This window comes from Lacisediminihabitans sp., from assembly GCF_043726815.1.
Classification (GTDB): Bacteria; Actinomycetota; Actinomycetes; order Actinomycetales; family Microbacteriaceae; genus Lacisediminihabitans.
The window spans coordinates 11,928-29,730 of sequence record NZ_JAYSJZ010000001.1; the positions used below are offsets into that span (position 1 = coordinate 11,928).

The 17,803-nt window shown below is 69.4% G+C and carries 15 protein-coding genes and 1 tRNA gene; 2 read left to right on the forward strand and 14 right to left on the reverse strand.

What is annotated here, in order from left to right; translation table 11 throughout:
• Positions 1-24: 24 nt before the first annotated feature.
• The 8 genes from ACHZD8_RS00065 to ACHZD8_RS00100 are packed head-to-tail and all read right to left on the reverse strand — an operon-like array spanning position 25 to position 8,234.
• A complete protein-coding gene (locus ACHZD8_RS00065) occupies positions 25-759 on the reverse strand; it encodes an SRPBCC family protein (RefSeq protein ID WP_394768039.1) in 735 nt (244 codons plus the stop codon).
• Entirely contained in the window at positions 759-2,009 is a 1,251-nt protein-coding gene (locus ACHZD8_RS00070; RefSeq protein WP_394768040.1) for a VWA domain-containing protein, read from the reverse strand. Before ACHZD8_RS00070 ends, ACHZD8_RS00065 begins: the two co-directional genes overlap by 1 nt.
• Positions 2,002-2,925, reverse strand: coding sequence for an AAA family ATPase (locus ACHZD8_RS00075; RefSeq protein WP_394768041.1), 924 nt, complete (start codon positions 2,923-2,925; stop codon positions 2,002-2,004). The genes ACHZD8_RS00070 and ACHZD8_RS00075 overlap by 8 nt, the downstream gene beginning before the upstream one ends.
• Positions 2,922-3,530, reverse strand: a complete 609-nt coding sequence (locus ACHZD8_RS00080) for an NTP transferase domain-containing protein (RefSeq protein ID WP_394768042.1) — start codon at positions 3,528-3,530, stop codon at positions 2,922-2,924. The genes ACHZD8_RS00075 and ACHZD8_RS00080 overlap by 4 nt, the downstream gene beginning before the upstream one ends.
• Complete coding sequence (locus tag ACHZD8_RS00085; protein ID WP_394768043.1) at positions 3,514-4,422, reverse strand: XdhC family protein; 909 nt, start codon at positions 4,420-4,422, stop codon at positions 3,514-3,516. Before ACHZD8_RS00085 ends, ACHZD8_RS00080 begins: the two co-directional genes overlap by 17 nt.
• 1 nt (position 4,423) lies before the next feature.
• Entirely contained in the window at positions 4,424-6,817 is a 2,394-nt protein-coding gene (locus ACHZD8_RS00090; protein ID WP_394768044.1) for an aerobic carbon-monoxide dehydrogenase large subunit, read from the reverse strand.
• Entirely contained in the window at positions 6,814-7,308 is a 495-nt protein-coding gene (locus tag ACHZD8_RS00095; RefSeq protein ID WP_394768045.1) for a (2Fe-2S)-binding protein, read from the reverse strand. The genes ACHZD8_RS00090 and ACHZD8_RS00095 overlap by 4 nt, the downstream gene beginning before the upstream one ends.
• Positions 7,309-7,313: 5 nt before the next feature.
• Positions 7,314-8,234 (reverse strand): FAD binding domain-containing protein, encoded by a 921-nt coding sequence (locus ACHZD8_RS00100; protein WP_394768046.1) that lies wholly within the window; start codon positions 8,232-8,234, stop codon positions 7,314-7,316.
• Between the two features lie 66 nt (positions 8,235-8,300).
• Here ACHZD8_RS00100 and ACHZD8_RS00105 point away from each other — a divergent pair, with 66 nt between their 5' ends.
• Entirely contained in the window at positions 8,301-8,837 is a 537-nt protein-coding gene (locus ACHZD8_RS00105; RefSeq protein WP_394768047.1) for a hypothetical protein, read from the forward strand.
• A gap of 15 nt (positions 8,838-8,852) precedes the next feature.
• Here the strand turns inward: ACHZD8_RS00105 and sufU are convergent, their stop codons facing one another.
• From sufU to ACHZD8_RS00135, 6 genes are all read right to left on the reverse strand, one after another.
• Positions 8,853-9,308 carry a Fe-S cluster assembly sulfur transfer protein SufU gene (gene sufU, locus ACHZD8_RS00110; RefSeq protein WP_394768048.1) on the reverse strand — a complete coding sequence of 152 codons (456 nt, stop codon included), beginning with the start codon at positions 9,306-9,308 and terminating at the stop codon, positions 8,853-8,855.
• Positions 9,305-10,555, reverse strand: a complete 1,251-nt coding sequence (locus tag ACHZD8_RS00115) for a cysteine desulfurase (RefSeq protein WP_394768089.1) — start codon at positions 10,553-10,555, stop codon at positions 9,305-9,307. The genes sufU and ACHZD8_RS00115 overlap by 4 nt, the downstream gene beginning before the upstream one ends.
• Positions 10,556-11,171: 616 nt before the next feature.
• A tRNA-Met gene (locus ACHZD8_RS00120) sits at positions 11,172-11,245 on the reverse strand.
• 48 nt (positions 11,246-11,293) lie between these two features.
• The gene (locus ACHZD8_RS00125) at positions 11,294-12,154 is read right to left on the reverse strand and encodes a class I SAM-dependent methyltransferase (RefSeq protein WP_394768049.1); all 861 of its coding nucleotides are present in this window, start codon (positions 12,152-12,154) and stop codon (positions 11,294-11,296) included.
• 22 nt (positions 12,155-12,176) lie between these two features.
• Positions 12,177-15,011 carry a UPF0182 family protein gene (locus ACHZD8_RS00130; protein WP_394768050.1) on the reverse strand — a complete coding sequence of 945 codons (2,835 nt, stop codon included), beginning with the start codon at positions 15,009-15,011 and terminating at the stop codon, positions 12,177-12,179.
• Between the two features lie 132 nt (positions 15,012-15,143).
• A complete protein-coding gene (locus ACHZD8_RS00135) occupies positions 15,144-16,256 on the reverse strand; it encodes a PDZ domain-containing protein (protein ID WP_394768051.1) in 1,113 nt (370 codons plus the stop codon).
• Between the two features lie 102 nt (positions 16,257-16,358).
• On the opposite strand from ACHZD8_RS00135, the gene ACHZD8_RS00140 reads away from it, so the two are divergent.
• The gene (locus ACHZD8_RS00140; protein WP_394768052.1) at positions 16,359-17,738 is read left to right on the forward strand and encodes a zinc-dependent metalloprotease; all 1,380 of its coding nucleotides are present in this window, start codon (positions 16,359-16,361) and stop codon (positions 17,736-17,738) included.
• Positions 17,739-17,803 lie beyond the last annotated feature (65 nt).

Genomic DNA, 17,803 nt, shown 5'->3' on the forward strand with positions numbered 1-17,803 from the left:
ACTCCGATCGATGCCGTGCCGAGGCTAGGATCGTCGTCCCCGGCTGAGTCGCCCGAGGAAGAAGGCGATCGAGGCCACGGCGGCGAGCGCTCCGATGAGCTTGCCCGGGTCCTTGAGCTGGTCGGCGATCATCCCCTTGGCGAGGCTGAACGCGTTGAGGCTGTTGTCGGCGGGGGCACTGCCGGCGCGGGGGGCTGCCGGGGCACTGGTCGCGCCGGCGGCCGAGCTCGACGGTGCGGTGCTCGACGGTGCGGTGCTCGAGGCTGCGGTGCTCGAGGCGGCCGACGCTGTCGCGGCCGCGGCCGCGGCGGCCGGCTCCCCCACCATGGTCTGCAGGTTCTCGGCGAAGAGGGCCATCATCTGGTCGGTGACGCTGGTGATCACGCCCTTGCCCATGGCCGCGGCCTTGCCGGAGAGCGACACGTCCGCGCTCACCGTGCCCTCCGTCGTGCCCTTCGACTCGACGAGTTGCAGCGTCACCGTGGCCTCGGCCGTGCCCTGCCCCCTGGTCTCCTGGGCCTTGCCCTGGAATACCGCTCGATGCCCGTCGACATCCCGCTCGATCACGTTCATCTGGCCCCGATACTGCATGCTCACCGGGCCGAGCTTCACCTTCATCCCCACCTGGTACGCGTCCTCGGACAGTTTGTTGAGGATCTGCGCGCCGGGTACGCAGCCCGCAACGCGTTCGAAGTCCATCAGGGTGTTCCACACCGTGTCGATCGGTGCGACGACGGAGAAAGTGCTGTCGAGTTGCATTACCGTGCCCTTCGTTCGTGATCCGTTATTGTACGTTCGGCGGAGATCGCCGCGGCGAGTTCGGTGAGGGCGGCGAGGCTGTGCCCGCTCACGAAGGCGTCGCAATACGGCAGCGCCGCCGCCATCCCGCCGACGAGCGGCCGGTAGCCCGGCGCCACCTTGCGCGGGTTCACCCAGACGATGCGGAAGGCGAGTCGCCGCAGCCGAGCCATCTGGGCGGCGACGAGTTGCGGGTCGTCCTGCGCCCAGCCGTCGGAAAGCACCACCACGACGGCGCCGCGGGCGATCCCCCGGCGGCCGTGCTCGTCGATGAACCGACGGATGCTCTCCGCCAGCCGGGTGCCGCCGGCCCAGTCCGGAGCGCTCGCCGCCGCCCTCGCGAGGGCCTGGTCGGGGTCACGCACGGCGAGCTGCCTGGTCAGCCGGGTCAGCCGGGTGGAGAAGACGAACGCCTCGGCGTGCGCCCCGGCGACCGCGCCCTGGAGCAGCGAGAGGAACACCCGGGAATACGGCTCCATCGACCCGGACACGTCGCAGAGCAGAACGAGCCGACGACGGCGGTCCCGGCGCCGCGTGAACACGAGGCGGGAGGCATCCGCGCCGCTGCGCTGGGCCGCCCGGAGGGTGCGGCGCAGGTCGAGGCGGTCCCGGCTGTGGGTGGACGGCCGGGATCGGCGGCTGCGGCTGAGCGGGGTCGACAGCATGATCCGGCGCACGATCCGCTGCATGCCCACGATCTCGTCCTCGGTGAGTTCGGCGAACGCGGTGTCGTGCAGGCGTTCCTCCGGCGAGGCGACCGCGAGGATGGCGTCCCGCTCGCGGCCCTCATCCTCCGAAGAGTCGCCGCCCGAGCTCGGCGCCGGCGGGCGATCCTCCGGCTCGTGCTCGGCGGCACCGGCCGGCCGCTGGTCGGGCGGCGTCGGCCGGGTGCGCGGTTCTGACCCGACCGGCGGCGGGCCGCTCGTGTCGCCCCGATTGGTCGCCGGGTCGAGCATCCCGTCGAACACCGCGGAGAAGACCGCGTCGAAGACGGGGAGCTGCTCCCGCGAGGTGACGAACACGACCCGGCAGGCCCAGTACAGCCGGTCGCGGTCGGTCGGCGGCACGATGCGCAGGGACTCGGCGAGCCAGGCGGCGCGGTCGGGGGAACTGGGCAGCCCGGCCCGGCGCAGGGCCGTCGCGAACCCCGCGGCGAGCGCGGCGGTCTCGACGTGCGGCAGTGTGGGGAATACCGTTGTAACCTCAGACATCGCCACCGCCGATGAGCCAGTCGGCGCCCCGCGCGCCGGCGAGTTCCAGGTCGTCCCGGTTCTTCAGCACCGACCCCCAGGTGAGGTCGACCGTCTTCGCATCGAGGCGATCCACGCCGAGCACGGCGAGGGCGGAGACCCAGTCGATGGCCTCGGCGATGCCGGGCGGCTTCGCCATGTCGAGCGACCGCAGCCTGGTGATCGCCGAGGCGACCTCGAACGCGAGCGATTCGGCGCTCGACGGCACCCGGCGGCGCACGATCTCGGCGATGCGCGCCGGAGGGGGGTAGTCGATCCAGTGGTAGAGACAGCGCCGGGTGAGGGCGTCGTGCAGGTCCCTGGTGCGGTTGGAGGTGAGGATGACGATGGGCGGATGCGTGGCCCGCACGGTGCCGAGCTCCGGGATCGTCACGGCGGCCTCCGCGAGCAGCTCGAAGGTGAACGCCTCGAACTCGGCGTCCGCCCGGTCGATCTCGTCGAGCAGGAGCACGGCCGGGCGCGGCCCGGGATGCTCGATCGCCTTGAGCAGGGGCCGCCGAAGCAGGTAGTCCTCGGCGAAGAGGTCGGTCTCCTCGAGGTCGGCGTGCCGCGCCTCGGCCAGCCGGATTCCCAGCATCTGCCGCTGGTGGTTCCACTCGTAGAGGGCCTCGCCCGCGTCGATGCCCTCGTAGCACTGCAACCGGTAGAGCGGCGTATCGAGCAGCCGCGCCAGCGCCTTGGCCGCCTCCGTCTTGCCCACCCCGGCCTCACCCTCCAGCAGGATGGGCTGGGGCAGCCGCACCGCCAGGAACAGCGCCGTCGCGAGGCCCACGTCGGCGAGGTAGTCGTCGTCGTCGAGGGCCGCGGCGAGGGAGGCGACATCCGGCACCCGGCGCACGACGTCGTCTTCGGCCCCCGCCCGGGCGGGCGTGGTCACCGGGCACCCTCGAGCTCGGCGAGCAGGTGCCGGTAGTCCTCCTCCGTGTCGACGTCGAGCGGAATCCGCCCCGCGACCGGCACCTCCCGCACGTCGGCCGCTCGCCGTTCGATGAGCTTCCAGACGCCCTTGTCGCCGTGCAGCGAGGCGAGCTCGGCGAAGAGCGGTCGTGCGAAGGCGAAGGGATGCCCGATGCCGTCCTCGTAGCGACACACCGCGATCGGGCTGTCGCCCCGCCCGTCGAGGAGGCGCCGCACCGTCTCCGCCCCCACGCCCGGCTCGTCAGCGAGCAGCAGCACCAGCACCCCGATGTCCGGCCGCACCGCCGGGAGCGCCGCGGCGATCGACGAGGAACATCCCTCGCCGTAGTGCGTGTTCAGCACCACGTCGCACAGGCTCGTGTCCACGACCCGCACCACCTCGCCGGCCGCCCCGCCGAGGGCGAGGACTATCTGGTCGACGCTGCTTTCGCGGGCCGTATCGAGCGCGGCATCCAGGAGCACCCCGCCGCGATAGGGAAGGAGCTGCTTCGGCCGGCCGAGACGCACGGATGCGCCCGCGGCGAGAACGAGGGCGGCGACTCCCGCCTCAGCCGGCGGCGGCATAGCGTTCCGGATCGGCGAGGAAGGCGGTGCGGCAGCCCGCCGAGCAGAAGTAGACGGTCGACCCGCCGTGTTCGACGTGAAGCGATGACGGCACGGCGGCGACCGTCATGCCGCAGACCGGGTCGATCGCCGTTTCGGGCGGCGCGGTGGGGGTGGCCGCCGCGAGCCGGCCGGACGCCCGCTCCTTGACCAGCTGGGCGAGGATGGACAGGGCGATCTCGGCGGGCGTGCGCGCACCGAGCCGGAGCCCGGCCGGCGTGTATACCCGGGCACGCTGCTCGTCGTCGACGTCGAGGGAGGCCAGCACGGCCGCCCCGCGGGTGCCGCTCGCCACGAGCCCCACGTAGGGCACTCCGGCGCGGAGCGCGGCCTCCAGGGCTGGCTCCTCGTCGCGGCCGTGCGAGGCGACGATGAGCGCCGCGTCGTCCGCCCTGGGCATCGCCGAGGCACCGTAGGTGAGCTCCACCTCCAGGCCCAGGCCGGCGCCGAGCACGGCGAGGGCGCGCGCCACGGGGGTCGAACCCACGATCACGAGACGGGCCGCCGGCAGCTGCGGCTCCAGGAAGATCTCGATCCTGCCGCCGCTCAGGCAGGGGTTGGCCACCTCGATGGCGCCCTCCTCCTGCACCCGCGACGGCTCGCCCGGCACCACCCGAAGCAGCACGGGCTCGCCGCTCGCCAGCGCGCGCAGGCCGTACTCGCGCACCGACGCCTCCACGCAGTTGCCGCCCACGAAGCCGTCGATCTCGCCGTTCTCGCGCACGATCGCCGAGTCGCCGGCGTGCGCACTCGTCGGATGCTGGGCGCGCACCACCGTGGCGCGCACGAACGGCTCCCGGCGACTGCTGAGCTCCTGTGCCCGTTCGGCGAGACTTCCACTCACGACGGTCATGTTAGATCGGTGGCCTCGGCCGGCCCTGCATTGCCTCCCAGACCCGACCGGGGGTGCACGGCATGTCCATGTGGACCACACCGAACGGGGCGAGGGCGTCCACGACCGCATTCACCACCGCCGGCGGCGAGCCGACCGTCGCGGATTCCCCGACCCCCTTCGCGCCGATGGGGTGGTGCGGTGACGGGGTCACGGTGAACCCGGTCTCCCAGTTCGGCACCTCCATCGCGGTGGGGATCAGGTAGTCCATGAACGAGCCGCCGAGGTTGTTGCCGTCCTCGTCGAACTGGATGATCTCCATGAGAGCCATGCCCACGCCGTCGGTGAGACCGCCGTGCACCTGGCCCTCGATGATCATCGGATTGATGCGGGTGCCGCAGTCGTCGACGGCGATGAACCGCCGCACCTTGACGTGGCCCGTCCCCGGGTCGATGTCCACCACGCAGATGTACGCCCCGAACGGGAAGGTGAGGTTCGGCGGGTCGTAGGTCACCTCGGCGTCGAGGTTTCCGTCGATGCCCTCCGGAAGCGTGACCGTGCCGTGGGCGCCCATCGAGATCTCGGCGATGGTCTTGCCGATGCTCGGGTCGCCCTTCACGAACCAGCGCCCCTTCTCCCACTCCAGGTCCTCCGGACGGGTCTCCAGCATGGCCGCGGCGATGAACCTGGCCTTGTCGCGCACCTTGCGGGCGACGAGTGCCACGGCCGCCCCGCTCACCGGGGTCGAGCGGCTGCCATAGGTGCCCAGCCCGAACGGGGTCTGGTCGGTGTCGCCGTGCACCACGTCGATGTCCTCCGGCGGGATGCCGAGTTCCTCCGCCACGATCTGGGCGAACGTGGTCTCGTGGCCCTGGCCCTGGCTCTGCACCGAGAGCCGCACCACGGCCTTGCCGGTCGGATGCACCCGCAGCTCCGCGCCATCCGCCATCCCGAGGCCCACGATGTCCATGTGCTTGCGCGGGCCCGCCCCCACCGTCTCGGTGAAGAACGAGACGCCGATGCCCATGAGCTCGCCGCGCTCGCGCTTCTCCTTCTGCTCGCGCCGAAGCTCCTCGTAGCCGGCGATCTGCATCGACAGCCGCATTGCCGGCTCGTAGTTGCCCGAGTCGTACTCCCAGCCCGTCTTGTTCTTGTACGGGAACTGCTCCGGCTGGATGAAGTTCTTGATCCTGAGCTCCGCCGGATCCATCTCGAGCTTCCGGGCGAGGATGTCGACCAGCCGCTCCACGAGGTAGACCGCCTCGGTCACGCGGAAGGAGCAGGCGTAGGCCACCCCGCCCGGCGCCTTGTTCGTATACACCCCGGTGACCTTGCAGTGCGCGGCCTGGAGGTCGTAGCTTCCGGTGAAGATGTGGAAGAAGCCCGCCGGGTACTTGGTCGGCTGGGCGGTGGCGTTGAACGCCCCGTGGTCGGCCAGCACGTTGGTGCGCAGCGCCAAGATCTTGCCGTCCTTCGTGGCGGCGATCTCCCCCTGCATGATGTAGTCCCTGGCGAACGAGGTCGACATGAGGTTCTCGGACCGGTCCTCCACCCACTTCACCGGCTTGCCCGTGACGATCGAGCCGACGACGGCGAGGATGTAGCCCGGGTAGATGCCGACCTTGTTGCCGAAGCCGCCGCCGATGTCCGGCGAGACGATGCGGATCTTGTGCTCCGGGATGCCGGCGACGATCGCGAACAGCGTGCGGTGAGCGTGCGGGGCTTGGGTGGTTTCGTACAGGGTGAGGTGCCCCTCGATCGGTTCGTAGTCGGCCACCGCCCCGCAGGTCTCCATCGGCGCGGGGTGCACCCGCGGGTAGACGATCTCCTGCGATATGACGACGTCCGCCGACGCGAAGACCGCGTCGGTCTCGGCCGCGTCGCCCGCCTCCCAGTCGAAGATGTGGTTGTCGGTCTTGCCCTCGATGTCGGTGCGGATGACGGGGGCACCCGGGTCGAGCGCCTTGCGGGCGTCGATCACCGGTGGCAGCACGTCGTACTCCACGTCGATCAGCTCGAGGGCGTCCCGGGCGGCGTAGCGGTCGTTCGCGACGACGAAGGCCACCTCCTGGCCCTGGAACCGCACCTTGTCCGTCACGAGCACGGCCTGCACATCCGCCGACAGGGTCGGCGCCCAGGCGAGCTTGAGGCCCACGAGGTCTTTGCCGGTGATCACGGCGACGACACCGGGGTGGGCGAGGGCCCTCGTGGTGTCGATCGAGACGAGGGTCGCGTGCGCGACCGGGGCGCGCAGGATCGCGCTGTGCAGCATGCCGGGCAGCACGATGTCGTCGATGTAGTTGCCCTTGCCGCGGATGAACCGGGGATCCTCCTTGCGCTGGATGCGGCCGTAGCCGATCGGTCGGTCGGCGTCGCCCGCCGCCGGGTTCGACGCGCGCTCGTCCGTGATGGTCATGCGTTCACCTCTTCGCCTGTTGCTGCGGCCCCCGCGGGATGTTCGGCCGCCCACTGCACCGAACGGACGATCGTGGCGTACCCGGTGCACCGGCAGATCTGGCCGGAGATGGCCTCGCGGATCTGGTCGTCGTCCGGGTGCGGGTTCCGGTCGAGCAGCGCTCGAGCGGTGAGCATCATGCCGGGCGTGCAGAATCCGCACTGCAGCCCGTGCTCCTCCATGAAGCCCTGCTGCACCGGGTCGAGCACTCCCCCGGTGGCCAGGCCCTCGACGGTGCGGATGTCGTGGCCATCGGCCATCGCGGCCAGGACGGTGCAGGACTTGACCGGCAGTCCGTCCATGAGCACCACGCAGGTTCCGCAGTTCGAGGTGTCACAGCCCCAGTGGGTGCCGGTGAGCCCGAGGATCTCCCGGATGAAGTGCACGAGAAGCACGCGCGGCTCGGCCTCTTTGGTGATCTCGTCGCCGTTGACGGTCATGCTGATCTGCATCGGGTTCAGCCTTCCTGTGCTTCGGCAGCGCGCGAACTCGCGCGTCGCAGGACTCTTCTGGTCAGTTCGTCGGCGAGATGCCGCTTGTAGTCGATGGCTCCCCGCTGGTCGGCGAGGGGATCGCAGGCGAGCGCGGCCAGCCGGCCGGCCTCGACGAAGACCTCCTCCGAGGGCGCCTTGCCGCGGAGCATCGCCTCGGCCTCGGTGACGGTGCCGTCCAGCCCGACCGCGGTCAGGCCGATCGCGACGTGGTCGATCGTGCCGTCCTCCGCGAGGGACACCGAGGCCCCGGCCGCCGCGACTGCCCAGTCCCCCACCCGCCGTTCGACCTTCTCGTAGGCGCTCCCCGACCGGGGGCGGATGGGAAGACGCACCTCGACGAGCAGCTCGTTGTGGGCGACCGACGTCTCGTACGGGCCGACATGGAAGTCGGCCATCGAGACCACCCGCTCGCCGGCCGTGCCCCGGATCACCGCCTCGGCGCCGAGCACGATGCAGACGGTCGACAGGTCCTCGGCCGGGTCGGCCTGGCACAGCGAGCCGCCGATTGTTCCGCGGTTGCGCACCACGGGGTCGGCGATAGTGCGCTCGGCATCCGTGATGATCGGGAAGAGCCGGTTCACCTCGGCCGACTCGAAGAGGGTGGTGTGCCGCGTCATCGCGCCCACCCTGAGGCGGTCGCCGTCGCGCACGATGAAGTCGAGTTCGAACAGGTCGTTGATGTCGATGAGCCACTCTGGCCTGGCCAGCCGGAGCTTCATCATCGGCAGCAGGCTATGGCCTCCGGCGACGATCAGGGACTCTGGGCCGTGTCTCTCGAGCAACGCCAAGGCCTCGTCCACGGAGCTTGCGCGCGCGTAGTCGAATGGAGCCGGAATCTGCATGATGCCCTCCTCGCCCAGATACCCTGCGATGCTGAAGGGCACTGACCTGAGTCTTACTCCGCGCCCGCGACGATGTCAAGATAGACCCCATGGGAAGGGCGGTCAGCGATGACGGTCGTGGCTTTCGTGCTCGCGGTGTGCGGGATGGGCGCGGCCCTCGCGCGGCACCGCCGAGCCCCGCTGCACGCGCTGACCGCCGTCGGAATGGGCGCGGTCATGGTCGCGGTGCTCGCCGCCCCCGCCTTCTCCCGCCTCGCCGCCTCCACCATCACCATCGCGCTGCTGCTGCCGCTCGGGGCGGCGGCACTCGCGCTGCGGGCGCGTTCCGGACGCCATCCCTCCCTCGGCCTGCGCACGGCCGTGGCCGTCTCGATCGTCGACATCGGATTCATGGCGACGGCCGTGTTGGTGATGCCGTTGCATCTCGCCGTCGGGCCGGTCTCGGCGATCGGGCTCACCGGCACGATGATCGGTCATGGAGCGGCGGCCCCAGGCTGGTGGGTGGTCTGGCTCGTGCTGCTCACCTGGGCGGGATGCGCCGCGGCGCTGCTTCATCCCGCGGTGCGCGGGCGGGCGCCGGGCTGGCTGCTCGACGTCGTGTGCTCGGGCAGCATGATCGCGGCGATGGCCGCGATGGCCGCCTGACCGGGGACTCCCGGGTCAGGCCTCCGCCTCGGCGAGGGCGTGCTCCACGGCGACCCAGGCCAGCATCGCGCACTTGACCCGCGCGGGGTACTTCGAGACGCCGGAGAACGCCGCGGCGTCGCCGAGCACCTCCTCGTCGGCCTCCACGGTGCCGCGAGAGCGCATGAGCTCACGGAAGGTCTCGATCTTGGCGCGCAGCTCGGCCACGTTCTCGCCCTCACCGAGTTCGCTGATCACCGAGGCGGCGGCCATCGAGATGGCACACCCGTCGCCGTCCCAGCGGATCTGCTCGATCTTGCCGTCGACCACGGCCACGCGCACCGTGACCTCGTCGCCGCAGGTGGTGTTGATCTGGTGCGACTCGCCGAGGTGCGCGCCGGCTGGCACGGTCGCGGTCGCCAGTCCGCTGCCCTGGCGGGCCTTGGAGTGGTCGAGGATGATCTGCTGGTAGAGGCCGTCGAGTTCGCTCATGATGTGACTCCAAAGTATCCGCGCACCTCGGCGACCGCCGACAGGAAGGCATCCACCTCGTCGGTCGTCGTGTACAGGTAGGTGCTCGCGCGGGTGGTCGCGGTGAGCCCGAGCCGCCGGTGGAGCGGTTGGGCGCAGTGATGGCCGACCCGCACGGCGATCCCTCGGTCGTCGAGGAACTGCCCGACATCGTGGGCGTGTACCCCGTCGACGTCGAACGCCGCGAGACCGATGCGCTCGCGGCCGGGCTTCGGCCCGACCACCCGGATGCCGTCGAGGCCGGCGAGTCCCTCGACGAGGCGCTGCCCCAACTGGGAGTCCCACGCGCGCACGCGATCCATCCCGGCGGCCTCGAGATAGCGCACCGCCTCGGCGAAAGCCACGGCCTGGGAGACGCGCTGGGTGCCCGCCTCGAACCGGTGCGGGGCGGGAAGGTATTCCGCCTCCTCCATCGTGACCGTGGTGATCATCGACCCGCCGGTGAGGAACGGAGGCATGGCGTCGAGAAGTTCCCGTCGTCCGTAGAGCACGCCGATCCCCGTGGGGGCAAGCATCTTGTGGCCGGAGAGCACCGCGAAGTCCACGTCGAGCGCGTGCAGGTCGAGCGGCAGGTGCGGCGCGGACTGGCACGCGTCGAGCACCACGAGGGCGCCCACCCGGCGGGCCAGCGCCACGAGTTCGGCCACCGGGTTGATCGTGCCGAGCACGTTGGAGACGTGCGTCACGGCGAGCACCCTCGTGCGGTCGCCGATGATGCGCTCCGCCTCGTCGAGGCGCAGTTCGCCGTCATCGCTTATCGGGATGAAGCGCAGAGTCGCCCCCGTGCGGAACGCGAGCTCCTGCCACGGGATGAGGTTGGCGTGGTGCTCCATCTCTGTCACCACGATCTCGTCCCCCGGTTGCAGGGCGAAGCGACTCGCGGCCTGGCCGCCCCGGCCGAGGCTGGCATTGGAGAAGGAATACGCCAGGAGGTTGAGTCCCTCGGTGGCGTTCGACGTCCAGACGATCTCCTCGGGGAGGGTGCCGAGGAACCCGGCGAGGGTGGCCCTGGCCGCCTCGAAGGCGTCGGTGGCCTCGACTGCCAGCGTGTGCGAGCCTCGGTTGACCGCCGCATTCGCGTGTTCGTAGAAGTGCCGCTCCACCTCGAGCACCCCGAGCGGGGTCTGCGAGGTCGCCGCCGAGTCGAGGTAGACGAGGGGTTGGCCGTTCACCGAACGGCCGAGGATCGGAAAGTCCGCGCGGAACAGGGCGACCCGCTCGTCGGCGAAGGCCGGGGCATCGCCGGCTGAGGCGTGCGGTGCTGTGCGCGTGCTGGCCACGGTGAGTCTCCCTGATCACCCCACGCCGACGGCGCGGGGCTTCCTCCATTTTAGGCGCCCCCGCCGGTGCGACCCCGGGGTACGTCGACTTCGCGGCAGCGCGCATCGGCGCAGCGCGCGCCTACCCCGCTCGGGGATAGTCTCGGCGCGGTCTGGAGCGCGCACAGCAGTCACCGGAGCTGCCCGCGCGCCCGCGCGCCCGTACCGCCAGCAATCGACTGGGCAATAGCGGCGGCAAGACCGGCCGTTTGGGTGCACTTTTGCCCACTCACCAGGAGGGGGCTCACCAGGAGGGGAAATCACCAGAGGAGGAAGACCGAAGTGGACCAGGTCCCCGGGCTTCCGCTGGGCTGGGGGCTCGGAGAAATCGCGGTCGACGCGCAGAACTGCCAGGGCGTGGCGACGGGGCGGGGCGTGGCGTGGCGGGGCGTGGCGGGGCGTGAGATTCAACCTAGACCCGTGTCTGGAGCGGGGGCGCCTCAGGTCCGAGCAAAGCAAAAGGCCCGGAATCTCAATGATTTCGGGCCTTCTGTTTCGTTATCTGTTGCGGGGACAGGATTTGAACCTGCGACCTCTGGGTTATGAGCCCAGCGAGCTACCGAACTGCTCCACCCCGCGGCACAAGAAGTAACACTACCACAGCTCGCCAGCCCGGATCACGGGCCGTCAGAGTCGGGTGGCCGCGATGCTCATTCCGAGGGGCAGCCATTTCTTCTCCGGCCAGCGCCAGAGGCCAGTGCCGGTGGGCTCGAGCACCTCGAACATGCGCCAGGGCAGTTCGTAGTGCTCGTGGAAGAAGTCGAGGCGCAGGCCGGCGTCGAGCAGGGCGGTCATCGTGTCGGAGAGCGGATGCTGCCACTCGTAGGTGACCGTGTTCTCGAACAGCGCGTCCCGGTCCGCGTAGTCGTAGTTCTCGTCGACGACATCGGCGGCGCCGTCCGTGGAGTACGGGTAGGTGAACGACGGGAGTGCCGTGGTGTCGGCGCGGTCGCTGAAGACGAAGGCGGTCGGATGCCCGTCCGCGAAGTACAGGCGGCCGCCGGGCTTGAGGAACCAGGCCACGATCCTGGCCCACTCCGCGACATCCGGCAGCCAGCCGATGGTGCCCCAGGTCGTGTAGACGGCGTCGAACGACTCCGGCTCCGGCAGGGCGTGCCGCGCGTCGTAGAGGTTCGCCTCGATGAACCGGGAACGGTCGGCGAGGCCGACCTCGTCCGCGAGTTGCCGCGCCTGCCGCACGGCGGGCCTCGAGAAGTCGATGCCGACGACCGTCGCCCCCCGCTGCGCGAGCACGAGGGAGTCCGCGCCGAAGTGGCACTGAAGGTGCAGGATGCGCAGGCCGTCGACCCCCTCGGGGAAGACGAGCGGCAGCTCGGCCTCCTCGATCGGGTACAGCGCGCCCCGACCCGCGCGCAGCTCGGTCTGGTCGTAGAACTCACTCGCGACGTGCACGGGAACGCGCTCGTCCCAGTTCGCGCGATTGGCGTCGAGCCAGTCGCCCGAGTCGAGCGCGATCCCGTCGTTCATGTTTCTACTTCTCCGGGGCTTCCTACTTCTCCAGGGCGAACACCTTGTTGAGGGCCGTCACGAGGGCCTGGTCGGCCGTGGCGTACGCGCTCAGGTCACCCGACTTGAGCGCCGCGGCACGGGCGGTGAGTGCCGACTGCACGTCGGCCAGTGCCGCCTTGAGCGTGGCGTCGGTGCCGGTAGACGGGGTGGTCGGCGTGGGCGTTCCGGTGGCCGGAGGTGTCGCCACCACTCCGCCGTCCCCCGCGCTCGCGCCGGAGTCCCCGCCGAAGAGCGAGTCGAGCGCTGCGTTGAGGGTGTCCTCGAAGGCGATCTTCTCGCCGAACGAGACGAGAATCTTGCGCAGCACCGGGTAGCTCGTCTCGGCCGTCGACTCGACGTAGATCGGCTGCACGTAGAGCAGCCCTCCCCCGACGGGCACCGTCAGCAGGTTGCCCCGCTTCACCTTGGTGTCACCGCGCTGGAGAAGCGCAAGCTGGTTGGCAACGGCCGTGTCGGTGTTGAAGTTGTTCTGCACCTGGCCGGGACCCGGCACGGTGTCCTGCTTCGGCAGCGCGAGAAGGGTGAGCTTTCCGTAGCCGGAGTCGATCTTTCCCGCCGTGCTTCCGGCATCCGCGTTCGCCGCGAGGTAGCCGGTGAGGATGTTCCTCGTGCCGACGCCCTTCGAGTTGGGGATGTAGGTGGAGTACAGGGAGAACGCAGGCTGCTTCGATCCCGGGAGCTTCATCGTGAGGTAGTACGGCGGCTGGAGCTTCGCCGTCGCCGCGTCGGACACCGGGTCGTTCGGCGTGATCCAGGCATCCGTCGACGAGTAGAAGGTGTTCGAGTCCGTGACGTGGTACGTGCCCAGGATCTCGCGCTGCACCTTGAAGAGGTCGGCCGGGTAGCGCACGTGGCTGATGAGCTGCGCGCTCATCTCGCTCACCGGCTTGACCGTGGAGGGGAAGATCTTCTGCCAGGTCTTGAGGATCGGGTCCTTGTCGTCCCAGGCGTAGAGGGTCACCTTTCCGCTGTAGGCGTCCACCGTGGCCTTCACCGAGTTGCGGATGTAGTTGATGTTATCGAGCGCGAAGTCCGGAGCCGGTGTGTAGGTGTCGGAGATCGCGTTGCTGAGCTGCTGGATCGCCGAGTACGGGTAGTTCGCGCTCGTGGTGTAGCCGTCCACGATCCAGACGACCTTGCCGTCCACGACGGCCGGGTACGGATCGCTGTCGAGTGTCAGGTACGGGGCGACCTTCTGGATGCGATCGACCGGCTTGCGGTTGTAGAGGATCTGCGAGTCGTTGTTCACCCCGTTGGAGAGGAAGATCTGCTCCGACTGGAACTTGATCGCGTAGATCAGCTTCTTGAAGACGCTGTCGAGCTTGGGTCCGCCGTTGCCGGAGAACGTCGTCGTGGCGTTCTGGTTGTTGCCCTGGTCGCCGGCCGGATAGTCGAGCTCGATCTTGCTGCCGCCCTTGGGGGCGCCGACGATCGCGTAGGTCGGGGAGTCCTCGCCGAAGTAGATGCGCGGCTGGAACTTGCCGAGGGCGCCGGTGCTCGGGATGCCGGACTCGAGGAACACGGGCAGGCCGTCGCTCGAGCGCTGGTTTCCGTACGCGGCGACGACGCCGTAGCCGTGCGTGTAGACGAGGGTGTTGTTGTACCAGCTCTGCTGGGCACCGGTGTTGGCCTGGTTGAGCTCGCGCACCGCGATCACGGTGTCCTGCGACTTGCCGGCGATCTTGTAGCGGTCGACGTCGAGGTGCGGGGCGAACTGGTAGTACTGCTTGATCTGCTCGAGCTGGGCGAAGGAGTCGGAGACGAGGGCCGGATCGATGATGCGGATGTTGGCGGTGGTCTCGGCGTCGTTGCGCAGGGCGCCCTGGGCGGCCGTGGTGGTGGCCGAATACGGTTCTTCCTTGACGCCCGCGACACCGTAGGCCTCCCTGGTCGCCGCGATGTTCCTGTCGATATAGGGAGCCTCGAGCGTGCGCACGTTCGGCTCCACCTGGAACTTCTGCACGATCCAGGGGTACACAGATCCGATCAGCAGCCCGCTCACCAGCAGGAGCGCCGTGCCGATGATGGGCAGGCGCCAACGGCCGACGATCGCGGTGATCACGAAGAGGATCGCCACGACGGCCGCGATGCCGGCGAGGATCTGCCGCCCGGGGATCACGGCGTTGGCGTCGGCGTATGACGCTCCCTCGAAGAGGGTGCTCGAGGTCTGGCTGCTGAGGGTCGAATACTGGTCCAGCCAGATACTCACGGCCTGAAGCGCGAGGTAGACCGCGCCGGTCGTCGCGAGCTGGATGCGCGCGGAGCGCGAGATGCGCACCTCACGGCCGTTGAAACGCAGCGCCCCGTAGAGGTAGCTCGTGGCGAGGGCGGCGATGCCCGAGATCAGCACGACGGCCGAGGCGAAGGCCGCCGCGGCCTGGTAGAACGGCAACGCGAAGAGGTAGAAGGAGATGTCGAGCCCGAACTGCGGGTCGACCTTGCCCGACGGCACGCCGTTGATCCATTCGAGGGCGAGCTGCCAGCGCGAGGACGTCGCCACTCCGGCGAACAGGCCGAGCACCGCCGGGATGCCGTACATCGCGAGCCGGCGGAGCGGCTCGATCACCTGCTGGTAGCGGTCGAGCTGGGGGTTGAGCTTGGCGTAGACGGGCCGGAAACGGAATGCGAGCTCGATGCTCACGAACACGGGCACCGCCATGCCGATGAAGCCGATGAAGAACATCACCGTGCTCGCCACCCACTGAGTGGTCAGCACGTTGAGGAAGCCCAGTTGGTCGAACCACAGCCAGTCGGTGTAGAGGCTCGAGAAGATGAAGAAGAGGACTACCAGAACGGCGAGAACCGCGATCGTCACGAGAACGGTGACCCTCGATCGCGACGCAGGCTGACGCTCTTCTGTACGGCTGGACGTCACGAGACTGCTCCTGGTTTGTGGCGGATGCTGTGGTCCCTCATCTTAAGGGGTGGTTCTGCGAGGTTCCCGCGGTCAGCCTGCTGGACAGCTGAGCAGCGACGTCGTGCTCGCTCCGCTGGAGATCGCCTTGAGCGCGGCCAGGGAGTCGTCGAGCGTCTTCACCGCGAGCACCCGGATGCCGCTCGGGATGTGCCCGGTCACCTCGTTGCAGTTGCTGTACGGGGCGAGGAACCAGGTCGCTCCGGCGTTCTTGGCGCCGTAGAGCTTCTGCCGGATCCCGCCGATCGCGCCCACGTTCCCGTCGGCGTCGATGGTGCCGGTGCCCGCCACCTTGGCGCCTCCGGTGATCGACCCGGGGGTCAGCTTGTCGATGATGCCGAGCGCGAACATCTGTCCGGCGCTCGGGCCACCGACATCCTGCAGTTGGATCTTGACCTTGAACGGGTAGGTGTACGACACCGCCGGGAAGATGCCGATGATGGGTGCCGGCTTGGGACCGGAGCTCAGCTGCGGCGTCACCTCCACGTTCGAGGTCTTTCCGCCCCGCGCGATGGCGATGGTCACCGGAACGCCGGCTCCCGACTTGGCGATGAGGGCTCGCAGGCCCAGAACGCTGTCGGTCTTCGTGCCGTTGACGCTGAGGATGGTGTCGCCGTTCTGCAGGCGCCCCTTGGACGGCGAGTCCGGCGAGAACCCGGCGACAGACAGGGTGCTCGGCAGGGCGTAGCCGAGCCGGGTGAGGGCCGCGGCGATCGCATCCTTCTGCGAGTTCTGCATGTCGACGGCCGCCTGCTCGTTCGACTGCTTCACGGTCTCGCCCACCGGGTAGATCGCGTCGAGTGGCAGCACCGCCTTGCTGCGGTCGAGCCAGGCCTGCGCCACCTCGAACCAGCTCGGCGACTGCTGGCGGTCGCCGACCACGTTCACCGTGAGCATGTCGAGGGCACCCGTGGTGGGGTACGTCTTCTGGCCCGGGATCTCGATGAGGGGAACACGCTTGTGGTCGAAGTCGACAGTGCCCAGGGTGTTGAAGACCGGCCCTGGCTGCTCGATCACGTAGGGCGCCGGGACCATGGCGAAGCCGAAGGACCCGAGGAGCGCGCCGACGAGAAGCGTCCAGCCGACCCAGCGGGATCGGCGCCGTGCTGGCGCGCCGACCGGAGAATCGTCGGTGAAGATCGCCACCGCTGTCCTTTCGAATGATGTTCGCCACAGGCGCACATCTTCGGGGCCAAGGCACAGGTCAAAACAAGCCGCGTCGAGCGCGCAGCGGCTAGCGTAGTTGCTATGTCTGAAGATTCGGCGCACGACCCGGAAGACGAATTCCGCGACATGCTCAACAAGTTTCTCTCCGGTGACGGCGAGATCGATCCTGAGCGTCTCGCGGCCGCCGCCGGCCTGCCGAACGACCCCGAAATGATCAAGAACCTCATCGGCCAGCTGCAGAGCGCGCTCCAGTCGAGCGGTGACGGCATCAACTGGGGACTCGCCCTCGAGCAGGCGAAGGCGATCGCCGCCAAGGACGTCGTGGCCACCACCCCGGCCGAGCGTGCCGCGCTCGAGCAGGCGTTCCACATCGCCGCCCTGTGGCTCGACGAGGCGACCTACATCTCCGAACTGACCGTGCATCCGCGGCTGCTCAGCCGCACCGAGTGGATCACCGCCACCATGCCAATCTGGACCCAGCTGGCCGAGCCCGTGGCCCTGAGCATCGCGAACTCGCTCACCGACGTGCTTCGCGACCAGGCGCCGGAGGAGATGTCCGGCATGATCGACGGCGCGTCGAGGCTCATGCGCAACGTGGGCGGCACCCTCTTCGCCATGCAGCTCGGCCAGGTCGTGGGCCAGCTCGCGAGCGAGGTCGTCTCCGGCGGCGACGTCGGCATCCCGCTGCTCAGCGCGGGCACGGACGCCGACCAACAGGCGGCGGTGCTCCCCCAGAACGTGGCCGCCTTCGGCGCGGGCCTCGACATCGAGCAGGACCAGGTGCAGCTCTATCTCGCCGTGCGCGAACTCGCCCACGCGAGGCTGTTCCGGCACGCGAAGTGGATGCGGCTGCAGCTCATGACCTCCATCTCGGAGTTCGCCCAGGGCATCCGGATCGACACCGAGCGGCTCGAACAGCTCGCCACCGACTTCGACCCCTCGAACCCGGAGGAACTGCGCGAGGCGATGGTGAGCGGTGCCCTGATCCCGCCCAAGTCAGAGTCGCAACTCGCCGCCCTCGGGCGCCTCGAGACCATGCTCGCCCTGATCGAGGGCTGGGTGGATGTCGTGACCGCCCAGGCGACTACCCGGCTGCCGAAGTCCGGCGCGATCGCCGAGACGGTTCGCCGTCGGCGCGCGGCGGGCGGCCCGGCCGAGTCGGCGTTCTCCACCCTCGTCGGGCTCGAACTCCGGCCGCGACGCCTGCGCGAGGCCGCCGCAATGTGGCAGAAACTCACCGACGAGGTCGGTCCGGAGGCTCGCGATGAGCTCTGGTCGCATCCAGACCTCGTGCCGACGTCGGAGGACATCGACGACCCGGCCGCCCTCGTCGCTCGACTCACCGGCCCCTCGCCGGAACCCGACGACATCGACCAGGCCATCGAGGACCTGCTCAACGACACGACGGATGATCGCCCGCACGAGGCACGCGACGGCTCGGCCGACGACCCCTCGCACTAGCCCTCTCGCGTCCATTTCCTGTTTCTCGCCCCTTCCGAAATCCATGCATTTCTCGGCGACACGCC